The 12,421-nt window shown below is 58.2% G+C and carries 13 protein-coding genes; 9 read left to right on the forward strand and 4 right to left on the reverse strand.

Annotated features, from left to right (window positions below; genetic code table 11):
- Positions 1 to 63 precede the first annotated feature (63 nt).
- On the reverse strand, positions 64 to 510 hold the full coding sequence (locus tag JUF21_RS03405; RefSeq protein WP_203663093.1) for a MarR family winged helix-turn-helix transcriptional regulator: 447 nt from the start codon (positions 508 to 510) through the stop codon (positions 64 to 66).
- A 98-nt stretch (positions 511 to 608) separates the two neighbouring features.
- On the opposite strand from JUF21_RS03405, the gene JUF21_RS03410 reads away from it, so the two are divergent.
- Entirely contained in the window at positions 609 to 1,532 is a 924-nt protein-coding gene (locus tag JUF21_RS03410) for an alpha/beta hydrolase (RefSeq protein ID WP_203623540.1), read from the forward strand.
- On the opposite strand, the gene nrdI is transcribed toward JUF21_RS03410, so the two are convergent.
- Positions 1,529 to 1,981: a class Ib ribonucleoside-diphosphate reductase assembly flavoprotein NrdI gene (gene nrdI, locus JUF21_RS03415; RefSeq protein ID WP_191988014.1), complete on the reverse strand. Its 453-nt coding sequence runs from the start codon at positions 1,979 to 1,981 to the stop codon at positions 1,529 to 1,531. The genes JUF21_RS03410 and nrdI overlap by 4 nt on opposite strands.
- A gap of 144 nt (positions 1,982 to 2,125) precedes the next feature.
- Between nrdI and JUF21_RS03420 the strand changes: the two genes are divergently transcribed.
- The 6 genes from JUF21_RS03420 to JUF21_RS03445 all read left to right on the forward strand — a co-directional run bounded on the left by JUF21_RS03420 (position 2,126) and on the right by JUF21_RS03445 (position 7,296).
- A complete protein-coding gene (locus JUF21_RS03420) occupies positions 2,126 to 3,076 on the forward strand; it encodes a hypothetical protein (protein ID WP_203663095.1) in 951 nt (316 codons plus the stop codon).
- 369 nt (positions 3,077 to 3,445) lie between these two features.
- Complete coding sequence (locus JUF21_RS03425) at positions 3,446 to 3,919, forward strand: S-ribosylhomocysteine lyase (RefSeq protein ID WP_125756070.1); 474 nt, start codon at positions 3,446 to 3,448, stop codon at positions 3,917 to 3,919.
- A gap of 163 nt (positions 3,920 to 4,082) precedes the next feature.
- Positions 4,083 to 4,334: a hypothetical protein gene (locus JUF21_RS03430; RefSeq protein ID WP_203623539.1), complete on the forward strand. Its 252-nt coding sequence runs from the start codon at positions 4,083 to 4,085 to the stop codon at positions 4,332 to 4,334.
- Positions 4,331 to 5,455: a hypothetical protein gene (locus JUF21_RS03435; RefSeq protein ID WP_203623538.1), complete on the forward strand. Its 1,125-nt coding sequence runs from the start codon at positions 4,331 to 4,333 to the stop codon at positions 5,453 to 5,455. Before JUF21_RS03430 ends, JUF21_RS03435 begins: the two co-directional genes overlap by 4 nt.
- A 12-nt stretch (positions 5,456 to 5,467) precedes the next feature.
- On the forward strand, positions 5,468 to 6,583 hold the full coding sequence (locus JUF21_RS03440) for a hypothetical protein (RefSeq protein ID WP_203623537.1): 1,116 nt from the start codon (positions 5,468 to 5,470) through the stop codon (positions 6,581 to 6,583).
- A 23-nt stretch (positions 6,584 to 6,606) separates the two neighbouring features.
- Positions 6,607 to 7,296, forward strand: coding sequence for an ATP-binding cassette domain-containing protein (locus JUF21_RS03445; RefSeq protein ID WP_239061349.1), 690 nt, complete (start codon positions 6,607 to 6,609; stop codon positions 7,294 to 7,296).
- 47 nt (positions 7,297 to 7,343) lie between these two features.
- On the opposite strand, the gene JUF21_RS03450 is transcribed toward JUF21_RS03445, so the two are convergent.
- Positions 7,344 to 8,165 carry an HAD family hydrolase gene (locus tag JUF21_RS03450; RefSeq protein WP_203623535.1) on the reverse strand — a complete coding sequence of 274 codons (822 nt, stop codon included), beginning with the start codon at positions 8,163 to 8,165 and terminating at the stop codon, positions 7,344 to 7,346.
- 153 nt (positions 8,166 to 8,318) lie between these two features.
- Complete coding sequence (locus tag JUF21_RS03455) at positions 8,319 to 9,740, reverse strand: DHA2 family efflux MFS transporter permease subunit (RefSeq protein ID WP_203663097.1); 1,422 nt, start codon at positions 9,738 to 9,740, stop codon at positions 8,319 to 8,321.
- A gap of 460 nt (positions 9,741 to 10,200) precedes the next feature.
- On the opposite strand from JUF21_RS03455, the gene JUF21_RS03460 reads away from it, so the two are divergent.
- A complete protein-coding gene (locus tag JUF21_RS03460) occupies positions 10,201 to 11,184 on the forward strand; it encodes a LacI family DNA-binding transcriptional regulator (protein ID WP_203623533.1) in 984 nt (327 codons plus the stop codon).
- 31 nt (positions 11,185 to 11,215) lie between these two features.
- Positions 11,216 to 12,382, forward strand: coding sequence for a galactokinase (locus JUF21_RS03465; RefSeq protein ID WP_203623532.1), 1,167 nt, complete (start codon positions 11,216 to 11,218; stop codon positions 12,380 to 12,382).
- The last annotated feature ends 39 nt before the right edge of the window (positions 12,383 to 12,421 follow it).

Here is a 12,421-nt window from a genome sequence, read left to right on the forward strand (position 1 = left end):
GGTGTTTTTTTATGCCCTTGCGCAAAAAGGCCCCGCCGGTGAGCGGGGCCGCAGGCAGGGCAATCAGCGCGGGGTTTGTGCCTGGTGAAGTTGATCTTCAGCGTCTTGCAACATATTTAGCAGGGCCAGCAGCTTATCCTTGCCAAGGATCTGAACCCATTGGTCAAAGGCGGCGTTCGAGGCTTTGATGGCCTCAGCCTCGACGCGCTTACCGAGCGGGGTGAGCTGCAGCAAGCGGCGCCGGCGGTCGTCCTTGGCCGTCGTCTGGGACACGTAACCCAAGTCGCGCAGCACACGCAGCTGGCGGGCAATCGCGGGTTTAGTGACCTTGCGGCGCTTGACGATGTCAGTCAGCGTGGTGGCCTCATTACTGGCGAGGTCGGTCATTATCTGGTATTGTTCAAACGATAGCTTAAAGTCTTCCAGCGGGCGGGAAAGATCTGCTTCAACGTGTTTGATCAGGCTGAAATAGATATCGATAAAGCCAGCGCGTAACGCTTTTTCGTTCATGGGTCGGTGCCTCCTCCGTATCATTACCATAAGTCTAACCTATATTGCATTGCGCGCCAACCATTAACGCCTGAAAATTTAATTGATTGGAGAACCTCATGAAACGCAAATGGACAATTCTGTTGAGCGGCCTCGGGATGGTCATCGTGGCGGCCATCGCCGGCGCGTCCTTGTACTTCTACAATTATGCTTTTGTGCCGAGCCACAAGACCTTCCTCAGCAGCACGACCGAGCCGGCGGTCCGCAAAGCGCAGGCCTGGCTGAAAACAGTGCCCAAGGAGACCTGGCACGAGCAGGCGGCCGGGGCCAACTTGCGGCTGGTCGCCGACTGGGTGCCGGCTTCGCATGACACCCCCAAAACGATCGTGGTCGCGCATGGCTACATGAACACCAAAGAAGACATGGCCCGGCAAATCAAATTTTTCCACGAGGCCGGCTTTAACGTCCTAGCCCCGGATGACCGCGGCCACGGCCAGTCCCAAGGCAACTACATTGGCTACGGCTACGCGGACCGGTTGGATTACCTCAAGTGGCTTCAACAAGTGATCCGGCGCGTCGGGCCCACCAGTCAGATTGGGTTGTATGGCGTCTCGATGGGCGGGGCCACAGTGATGTACCTGAGCGGCGAAAAACTGCCCAAGCAGGTGGTTTCGATTGTTGAGGACTGCGGCTACACCAGCATCATGGATGAACTGGCCGCCCAGGGCCAGGCGTTGTTTTCATTGCCGCGTTACCCGCTGATCCCGGCGGTGGCCCTGACGGCCAGCCTCAAGGCCCACTACAACGTGTTTGCCGCGTCGACGATTGTTGCGCTGAATCACAACACCAGACCGCTCCTGTTCATCCACGGGGCCAAGGACGCCTTTGTGCCAACCAGCATGGTGCACCGCGAGTACGCCGCAGACCACAGCGAAAAAAAGCTCTGGATTGTGCCCAAAGCCGGGCATGCCCAGAGTCTTAAGCTGCAGCCAAACCGTTACCAACACCGCGTGGTAGGCTGGTTCAACGCCCACTGGCGTTAGGCCTGGTTGACTTTCACCAAAATGTCGTAAATGCGGCTGGCGTCTTTGGCTGTGCCGCGCAGCTCGTAGTCAGCCAAAAATGGCACATTGAATTCCTTGCAGTATTCCTTGGCCGTCAGGCAGTACTGCTCGTTGAAGTTGCGGTTGCCGGAGCCGATGATGCCGCGGCACCATTCGGCGTTGCCGGGTTCGCGCAGGTAGTCGCCCATCGCGGTGGTCATCAGCTCGTGAAAGCCGTTGTCGATGCCGTTGCCGCCGTCCAGGTAAGTGGGGATCATGACGAAATACGGCGCAGTCTCGCCTTCGTTTTGGGTGGCATCCGACACCTCTTCCAGATGAATCAGCGGCTGCTCGACGTTTGCCTGGTGCTGGGCCTTGGCGTATTCAGCGAGGTGCTCGGCGAACGCGCGGGTGTTGCCTGAGATGGATATGTATAACAAATTGATCACGGTGAGGGCTCCTTTTCTGACAGGTTCTGGGTCTAATGTAACACGAACCACCCGCAACCGGTAGTAGCGTTTTTGCGATGAGCCACTACATATGGTCCGACATTGGTCGGCGAACTTCGGTATAATAGCCGTGGAGGAAAACTTATGGCAAGGACTCGATACACGGCGGTCAGCCGCGGCTGGCTGATGGTTTTTGGCTTAATCTACTGCGTGATCCTGGTCATTTTTGGCGTGGGCTTCGGGTTCGCAATCACGTTTGGCAACACGGATCAAATGATCCAGACGGTCACCAACCCTCAGAGTTTGACCAACCTGCAGCAAACGTTGAACAACAGCGCCTTGCGCCAGACAGCCAAGGCCGGTGTGACGCTGCCGCCAACGACTGAGCTCATTGACCCGCAGGCGCTCAGACGCGGGGTGGCGACCGGCATTGCCATCAGCGCCAATTTTGGCGACGTGCCGCAGCGAAGCAAGTGGGTCGACCAAGCTTACATCAGCAAAACCGACCCCAGCCACATGACGTTGAAGCCGCTGCTGAAGCCGCTGAATTCGCGGCTGGCGGCTGCCGCCAAGGCCATTGACCCCAATTACTCCGGTGAGGTGCGCGTGTCGGTCGAAAAGGCCATCGCGGCACACTACAACGAGGTGATCCTGGACACCATGATGCTGCACGGCATCGGCATCGCCTACCCGATGATGGTGCTGATCTGCCAGACGGCCGCGATCGTCGGCGCCATCCTTGGTGTCATCGTGCTGGCCGTGATGCGCGTTTGCGCGCACTCCTGGGAGCGGTGGCTGCGCGTGACCGGCCGGCTCACTTACAGCATCGCGATTCTCGCCGGCCTGGGCGCGCTGGTCGTGTCGATTCCAGCGCTGGCGCAGTACATCAGGCTCGGCGGGGTCAGCCAGATCGTGGTCGAGCAGATCCAGGCCGCCGTCACGCCCACCTGGCGCATTGTGGCCGGGTTGATTTTGCTGATTGGCATCGGCATGTCGGTCGCGGCCGCCGTGATGCGGATGCAGGCCCGCAAGCAGGCGGAGAAAGTGGCGGCGCAGCTGGAAAATGCCGTTGACACGATGAAGAAAAGAAATTAGGATAGCCACATAGTTGATTTTCATTCACGTGCTTTGCGGAGAAGAGTAACCGAAATCAAGCGCTAAAGAGAACCCGGCTGGTGAGAAAGGGCGCGCAACGAGTCGGTGAAGATGAGCTCCAAATAGCTGTTCAGCGGTTCACGCCGCTGGACCGGGCGCAACCGTTACCTTGCCGGGTATCAACTGGTACTCAAGAGGCGGAGCATTCCGCAAACAAGGGTGGCACCGCGCGCAAACGCCCCTTGGCTTAGGTTAACGGCTAAGCCAAGGGGCGTTTTTTTCTCGCAATGTGTGAAGATCAACTCACCGGCTCTGCGTCGGCATCAGTTTCGGCAGTTTGGCATTTAAATTTTTTAGGAGGCACTAGCTATGGCTAAAGTTGAAAGTTTCACATTGGATCACACGAAAGTTAAGGCACCATACGTCCGGTTGATCACTGAGGAACACGGGCAAAAAGGGGACACCATTTCCAATTACGATCTGCGCCTGGTGCAGCCAAACACGGCCGCGATTGACACCGCGGGTCTGCACACCATCGAGCACTTGCTGGCCAGCCTGCTGCGCGACCGCATGGATGGCGTCATCGACTGCTCACCGTTCGGCTGCCGCACCGGGTTCCATTTGATCACCTGGGGCGAGCACAGCACGACCGAAGTGGCCAAGGCGCTGAAGTCGAGTCTTGAAGCCATCGCCAATGACATCACCTGGGATGACGTGCCAGGCACGACCATCAAGTCCTGCGGCAACTACAAGGACCACAGCCTCTTTTCCGCCAAGGAATGGGCGAAGCTGATTCTCAGCCGCGGCATCTCCGATGATCCGTTCGAGCGTCACGAGGTTTAACCGTTAGCTGCTTCATTCAGGCGTCACCGTTCGCGGTGGCGTTTTTTTGTGCGCAGGAACGAAAGTGCTTAATTATTTGACAAAAATGAGCAAAAGATTAGTTATCCGTTGTATAATGAGAAAAATTCTTATTATTGGGTGCCGGGTCAACGGGGGACGTGCGATGGCAAACAACGTGGGGCTGGAATGGAAAAGACAACCTTGGCAGCTGGGGCTGGTCGGCCTGTTGCTGGGCTTTTTGGTGTTGATCGTGCCGCTGATTCACTGGCAGCCGGCGCCGCTCTTGCTTCGCGATGCGAGCTGGCCTCAGCTTTCAGTTGGCGGCGGGATCGCGGTGTTATTGGGCTGGACAGCCGGGCTGTTAGGGCTGTGCTGGCTGCGGTTAAAGTGGCATCCAAGGGGGCAGGACCAGTGAAACGACAAATTCGCTTCGAGTGGCTGCGCGTGGTGCGCGACTGGGGCTGGCTGGGCTTCGCGCTCGTGTTCGCCTTGCTTCTCATGTGGCCCAACACCGCGCGCCTGGCGCCGAGCAGCGGTTACGACGCGGAAGTGCCGGCACTCCAAGAACTGATGAAGGCGGATGCTAAGCTTCAGAAGAAGGCTCCGGACAAAGCCGATGCAAAAGGGGCCCGGCCGAATCAGGAGGACCTGCGCAAGGAACAAGACCAGCTATACGATCTGACCTCGGCCATTGAGAATCAGGCGTCGCCATGGCGCCTCACCCAGCTGATGTACCGCCTGCGCCGCTCGATGGTGGCGCAGATCAACGCCGGCCGGGTCTATGTGGATAGTGGCGGCACACCGATGGACGTACTGCCGGTCCGAGAAGACGATGTGGTGCTAAAAATCTTGATCGAGCGCCATCAGGTCTTTATGCCGCCGGCCGCGACTAATCTGCCGGCTAGCCTGGCCCTTGCGCGCACGCTCCAACGCGGGGTGCCCGCACTTTGGCTACTGCTGTTTGTCGCGGTGTGGAGCAGCTATTACCTGATTTGGGATAAGCGAAGCCGCGTCGGCGAGTTCACGGCGCTGGTGCCGGTGCGGCAGGGGACAATCCTTTTGGCCAAGCAGCTCGTGTTTTGGGTGATTGCTGCTGCCACCACGATTGCGGTGTTCGCACTGGCACTGGTGATTCCTGTGCTCACCAGTGGCTTTGGGGATGCGCGCTATCCGCTGGCCTTCGCGCCGGCGGGTCAGGCCATCCAAGTCATGACGGCCGGCCGGTTCGTGCTGTTGTTTCTGCTCAACATCTTGGCGCTGTTAGCCTTTATGGCGGCCGTCAACAGTTTGCTGCAGCAGTTTATCCGCAATTACTTCGTGGTGTTACTGCTGCTCGCGGCGCTGTGCGTGTTTGGTCCAACACTTCAGCTTGGTCCGTGGGCACCGTTTCCGTACCTGGACCCTGCAGCGACTCTGCTGCCCCAAGGGACCTTAGGGATTCTTGCGCCGGGCTGGGGACCGGTGATACTGGCCGGCTGGGCCGCAGCGCTAGGCAGTTTAAGCCTGATCATTGCGGCGTGCCGGCAACGACTATAAAAGGAGAACGCGATGAAACAACAAAAATGGGAGTGGCTGCTCGCCCTTAAGCGGCCGGTGATCTGGCTGATTCCGCTGGTGATCACAACGCTGTTCATACTGCCGATGCTGCGTGGGCGGATGGTGGCCCGGGGCACTACCGCCGCCGTCCTGCGCGACGATGCCAGCACTGTCATGGAATCGCGTGATTTAGCAACGATCCGGCGCGTGATCAAAGCCGGCCCCAAGGCCCAACCCACGGTCATGACCTACCAGCAGGCCAAGAAGCTCTTGCCGCTGGCAAAAAAAGTGACCGCGGCGGTCAACGCGGGTGATCGAGTCGCGTATCCCAAGGCGGTGACCGCCTTTTTTTCCGCTACTGACATGCGCGCCCCCAAGTACGAGTACCTCGCGGCGCATCACGTGCCGTTCTATGATTTTGTTGATACGCAGACGCCGTTCACCAATTATCTGCTGAACCAAGTGATGTATTTTGGGAACACCACGTACGTCGTGCTGGCGCTTGCGGTGCTGGTCGCTTTCTTGACCACCATGGGACGCGGCAAACGTGATGAGTTTGCCGCTCTCCTGCCAATGCGGGCGAATCAGGTACTGCTCAATCAGCAGGTGGTCATCGGCCTGACCACGTTTGGCATGGTGCTGTTGGCATTGATACTGATGGCGGTGCCTGTCATCGTACGCGGCGGAATGGGCTCGTGGCAGACCGCATTCTTCTCGGGCTCTGGGGTCGACTTTAAAGCTGATACGCGTGCCATCATCGTGCCAGTGCTCAAGGCGCTGGCCTTCTACCTGCTGGGGCTGCTTGCAGTGAGCTTGATGCTGACGGGGCTGGCGCTGCTGCTCAAGCAGTGGCACGCCAATTTGATCACCACAGCGCTTGCCTTGGCCGCCGTGGTCATGCTGCCGAGCCGGGCCGTCTTGCAGTGGCTGCCGTCGCTTGCAGGAGTCTTGCAGGTCTTGCCTGGCAGTCACACGGACATCAGTATGATGCTGATGATGAGTCAGGAGACCTATCCTGCCGGGCCATTCGGCGGCCAGGGTTTGCTCGGACTAACGGTGTTATTTGCCTGGGCGGCGGTCTTCCTGATTGCCGGCCACGTTGTCGTCCACCGGCGCCAGGCCGCGTGAAAGGAGTGAGTCTCTTGCTTGAAGTGAAAAACCTTTCCTTTAATTATGGTAAGCAGCCGATTCTTGATGACCTGAGTTTTACGATCGAGGCAGGCACCATCGTCGGGCTCGTGGCCCCAAACGGTACCGGCAAAAGTACGCTGCTGCGCAATGTGACCGGGTTGCTGCGCGCCAAGCACGGCACCGTGAGCCTGCTAGGCCACGATTCCTGGCACGACCGGCAAGCATTTTTAAAGCATCTCTTTTTCCTTGAAGATTCTGCGCGGCTGTACGAGGGTCTCAATCCCAACGAGCTGTTCGGTTACGTGAAGGACGTGTGGGGCGGGCCGCTGTCAGTCGACCGCGTCGTCAAGGTGCTGCGCATGGAGAAGTACCGCAAAAAGCGGGTTGCCAGCATGTCGCTGGGGATGAAGCAGCACGTGCTGCTGGGGATGTACCTGATTTCGGGAGCGGACCTGCTCTTGTTTGATGAGCCCCTGAACGGGCTTGACCCGACCAGCATTGAGCTGTTCACGCGCATCTTTTCGCAGCTGAAGGATCAGGGCAAAAGCATTTTGATGTCGTCGCATCAGCTGGGCAATGTCACGACCATGGCTGATTCCGTCATGTTCTTGAGGGAGGGACACTTGCAAACTTATCAGACAGCGGCCATCGACCTGCAGCAGAAGTACGATGAATTGTATGCCGTGGATGAGACGCTGCTAGAACCCTAGGCCATACGAAAAGCCCGGCAAGGCGCCGGGCTTTTATGATACGGCGGTCAATTTTCTTCAGCGCGACCGAGGAACTTGTCGAGCGCCACCGGGACACCGTCGTGGTCCAGGTCAGCGGTGTGAAACTTGGTGGCGGCCTTCACCTGGTCGTTGGCGTTCCCCATCGCGATGCCGTAGTGAACAGTTTGCAGCATTTCGAGGTCATTGGAGCCGTCGCCGAATGCCATGGTGCGTGCCAGCGGCTGGATAAGCTCGCGGCACACCCGGAGGATCGCCGTCGCCTTGTTGACGCCATGGGCTGTGATCTCAATGTTGTTGATGTAAGAACTAGAGGCGTCAACGTCAGCAAGCTCGTTCATTTCGACGCGAGCGCGGGCGACTTTTTCCAGGTCCGGGTCGATGGCGATGGCATTGATGATCTTGCCGCTGTTGGCCCGCAACTGCTCAAGCGTGTCAATGGCGACATACTTGCTCGGGTCCTCGCCGGCGATGCGGTTCTTGCCATCGCCGGAGACTTCCTCAGGCAGCGGCGTGAGGTAGAGCACTTTGTCCAAGGTGAAAAAATACTGCGGGAGCTGATACTTTTTGGCGACGCGCCAAATGCCTTCCAGCGCGTTGGTGGAGAGGTGCTGCGCCGCGATTTTGCCGCCGATGCGGGTGACCGTGCCGTTGGAGCAGATAATGTCCAGGTCCGGGCCGATGCGGTCGGCCATCATGCTGGCGGAAAACAGCGGCCGGCCCGAGGCGATGAAGAAGCGGTGGCCCTGTGCGCGGTACTTGGCGATCGTCTCAACGACGCGCTTGGTGGGATACTGGCTTTCGCCGACCAGGGTGCCGTCGATATCCATAAAGACAGTGTATGGTGACATGAGTGACCTTCCTTTAGCAGTTGTTGTGGGAACAAATCTAAGCGGTTTCATTATACCAAATTCCGTCTCTAATTGATGAGGCCAGACACAAAAACAGTCTCACACAACCGTGAGTTTCACGATCGCATGAGGCTGTTTTATAACGTAAACTGACTAATTCAGCGGCACGTCTTCACTCTTGACCTTGCCCTTGACGCCCAGTGAAATGACGAAGGCGACGATGGCGATGATCAGAACGAAACCGAAGCCGAGGTGAGCGCCTGTGGTCAAACCGGCAACGCCAGCCTGGCTGGCACTCCCCAAAGCGAGCATCGAAGTGGCAATGGCAGTTGCCACGGCGCCAACGATTTGCTGCAGGGTGTTCAAGATAGCACTGCCATCAGCACTCTGTGAGCCAGGCAGCGAATTGAGACCGTAAGTCTGAGCAGGTGACATCGCCAGTGGCGCACCGATCATTAAGATGATGTGGCCGGCGATGACTTGTGCCAGGCTGCTGTGGGCGTTCGTCGACATCAAGATTACGACGCCGATTGCGGCCACGATGAAGCCTGCGCGGGTGAGCCACTTGGCCCCGAAGCGATCGTACAAGCGACCGGCAACGGCAGAGACTGCGGCGTTGACAATCCCGCCTGGCAACATGGCCAGCCCGGTCATGGCAACCGGCAGACCCATCACGTTTTGCAGGTATTGTGGCAGTAAGTACATTGAAGCGAGAATGACGCCGAAGTCAAGCATGACCAGCAAGGTACCGGTGGTGAAAGCGCGGTTTTTGAACGCTTTCAGGTTCAGCATTGGCGCGCTTTGGCTCAGCTGACGGCCGGCGTACAAGGCCAAGGCCGCGATGCCGACGACCAGTGCGAGAATCACGCGCACTGAAAGCCAGCCGGCGTCACTGGCCATCGAGGTGCCGATGACGATACCGCCAAAGCCGATGGTGGAAAGGGCAATCGATGCCCAGTCGATTGGGATACTTTTCTGTTCAAACGCGTTGTCCAGCGCGATGGCAGTGAGAATGAACGCAACCGCCAAAAACGGCACGAGCAGCCAGAAAATGGCGTGCCAGGAAGCAACCCCCAGCAGGATCCCGGTGATGGTCGGGCCGATGGCAGGGGCGAACATGATGACCAAAGCGGCCAGCCCCATCACCGTGCCCAGACGGTAAGGCGGAAAAATCTGCATGGCGACCGCGAACATCAGCGGCAGGACCAGCCCGGTGCCGATTCCCTGCAGCATCCGGCCGAACAGCAGGACGGGGAAGGCCGGCGCCATGGCGGCGATCACAGCGCCAATTAGGAAGGCACCGAGGCCGAACAGGACGATTTTCTTGGTGTCAAACCGCTTGGTCAGCATACTGGACAGCGGCATGCAGATGCCGATTACCAGCATGTAGCCGGTGACAAGCCATTGCACGGTGCCCTGGGTGACGTGCAGTGACGCCATCAAAGACGGCAGTGCGATATTCAGCGCAGTTTCTGAGAACATGCCGACGAACGCGCCGATCATGAGGCCCAGCATCGCAATTGCGGGATGGGCGATTTGCACACGCGCTTTTGGCAAACTTTCTGACATTTCCATAAAATAAAAACTCCTTACCAATTAGATTGCCCTTACCAAACCGACAAAAAAATCCCCACAGCGAAGGCCATGGGGACTTGGCAGCACCATAATAGGCGGAATGGCGCTGCGATTTGTTCTGTTCTGGGGCCGAAGCCCAACGTCTGGTTATATTACACGCTCACCCGGGCCAAAGTCAATTGTTTTCTGAAAATGAGGCGAACCAGCCACCGCCGCGATGGCCCTGATTTGAACCCACCAACGGATTACGCTAAAAAGTTTTGCGTGTGTTTTAGTAAATGTTTTAGCCGCTTCCGGATTTAAACGAATCTCATTGGAATGCTGATATGACAGCCATCATATTCGTGACCGCCGACTAGGAATATTTTTTGAACCACCTAGAAATATCTACGAAAACGCTGAATGCGCTTTACTTTTTACCGGTATTCAGTAAAATTGGAGAAAGAGAGGAGGCGTGTGCATGGCAACACTTAAAGATGTGGCCGCAGCCGCCCAAGTATCGATTACGACTGCCAGTCGCGTGCTGAACCGCGACGAGAGCTTTTCCGTCACGGATCAGACCCGGCAAAATGTCCTGAAGGCCGCGGCCACGTTGGGCTATGCGCGGCCCACGGTCCGCCATAAGAATAGCGGGACGGTCGTGCTGTATCAGTGGTACCCAGACGCCAAGGGCATGAGTACCGATTACTACAGCACGATTCGCCAGGCCGTGGAGCAGGAGCTTAGCGCCGTCGATCTCGGGGTCGTGCGCTTTTTCCCAGGCGACACGATGCCGTCCTTGGCCCGGTATGATGGCGTATTGGCCCTTGGCAAGTTTAGCCCCAGTCAGCTGGCCAAGCTCACCTCGCGCGACCAGCCGCTGATTGTCATCGACCAGGACGTGCTTTCGCGGCAGCTGTCCTGCGTCGTCCCAGATTTTGAAGGGGGCGTGGCGCAGGTGGTCGCCCACATGAAGCAAACCGGGGTCAAGCACCCGCTGTTTTTGGCAGGCCAGGAACACGCCAGCGACGGCTTTGCCTTGGCGGACCCGCGCACCCGCTTCTTCCCGCAACTGGCGGCAGAGGCGGGGCTGAGCCTTGCGACCACGCTGACCTCAGATTTCACCATGAACGACGCGTACAAGGTCATGGCGCAGTTTTTGGATCAGCCAAAAGCGTGCGACTTTGACGCTATTTTTTCCGCCAACGACGAAATGGGCATTGGCGCGCTCAAGGCCTTGCAGGAGCGCGGCATCAAGGTGCCCGAGCAGGTTGCCGTGTACGGCTTCAACGACCTGAACATGGGCCGGTTCGTCAGCCCGGCGCTGACGTCGGTGCGTGTGCGCAGCCAAGAGCTCGGCGCCGCGGCGGTGCAGCTGCTGCAGGCCAAGCTCGATGGAACCTTGGCGTTCCCGCTGCGCATCACGCCGGAAAGCGAACTGATCCTGCGGGGCAGCACCAATTAATTAGTTAATTAACTTTAAGGAGGAAACAACGATGAATGTAGAGGAATTGAAGGCAAAATTTGCGGCAGTGTTCGGCGAGCCGGCTGCAGCGGCGTACTTTGCGCCCGGCCGGATCAACTTGATCGGCGAGCACACTGACTACAACGGCGGCCATGTTTTCCCTTGCGCGATCAGCCTGGGGACGTACGCGGCGGTCGCCCCAAACGACGCGAAGGCGCTGCGGCTGTACTCGGGCAACTTTGACGAGGTGGGGATCGTTGAGGTGCCGCTGAGCGACCTGGCCACGCCTGCAGACAAAAAGTGGACCGACTACTTCAAGGGCATGGCCCAGCTGTTGCAAAAGGACTATCCTGCCTTCACCCAAGGCCTGGACGTCTACATCTTCGGCAATCTGCCAAACGGCGCCGGCCTGTCGAGTTCGGCTTCTTTGGAGCTGCTCGCCGGGACGATTCTCAAGGACCAGTACGGCCTGAAGGAGTCCATGCTGGATCTGATCAAGCTGGGCCAGAAAGTCGAAAATGGTTACATCGGCGTCAACTCTGGCATCATGGACCAGTTCGCGATCGGCATGGGCAAGGCCAACCACGCGACCCTGCTGGACACGAACACGCTGGAGTACGAATCCGTGCCGCTGGATCTGCAAGACAACGTGATTCTGATCATGAACACCAACAAGCGCCGCGAGCTAGCGGACTCCAAGTACAACGAGCGCCGCAGCGAATGCGAAGAGGCGCTGCGCCGCTTGCAAACCAAGCTGGATATCAAGACGCTCGGCGATTTGAACGAGGATCAGTTCGACCAGGCCAGCTATCTGATTTACGACGGCACGCTGATCCGCCGCGCCCGTCACGCCGTGTTTGAAAACCAGCGCACCATCAAGGCCGCGGCCCAGCTCAAGGCCGGCGACCTGGTCGGCTTTGGCCACCTGGTTTCCGCTTCCGGTGTCAGCTTGGCGTATGATTATGAAGTGACTGGCCCAGAGCTCGATACGCTGGTTAAAGAAGCGGTCAAGCAGCCCGGCGTCTTGGGGGCCCGCATGACCGGCGCCGGTTTTGGCGGATGCGCAATCGCGCTGGTGGCCAAGGACCACGTCGAGGCGGTCAAGGCCGCAGTCGGCGCCAAATATGAAGAAACCATCGGCTATGCACCATCGTTTTACGTCGCAGAGATTGCCGATGGGCCAAAGCGGCTCGACTAGTTTTCAGGTTCACACAGTGCGGATATCAGAAAGGAAGTT

This window comes from Lacticaseibacillus sp. 53-4, assembly GCF_016861805.1.
GTDB lineage: Bacteria > Bacillota > Bacilli > Lactobacillales > Lactobacillaceae > Lacticaseibacillus.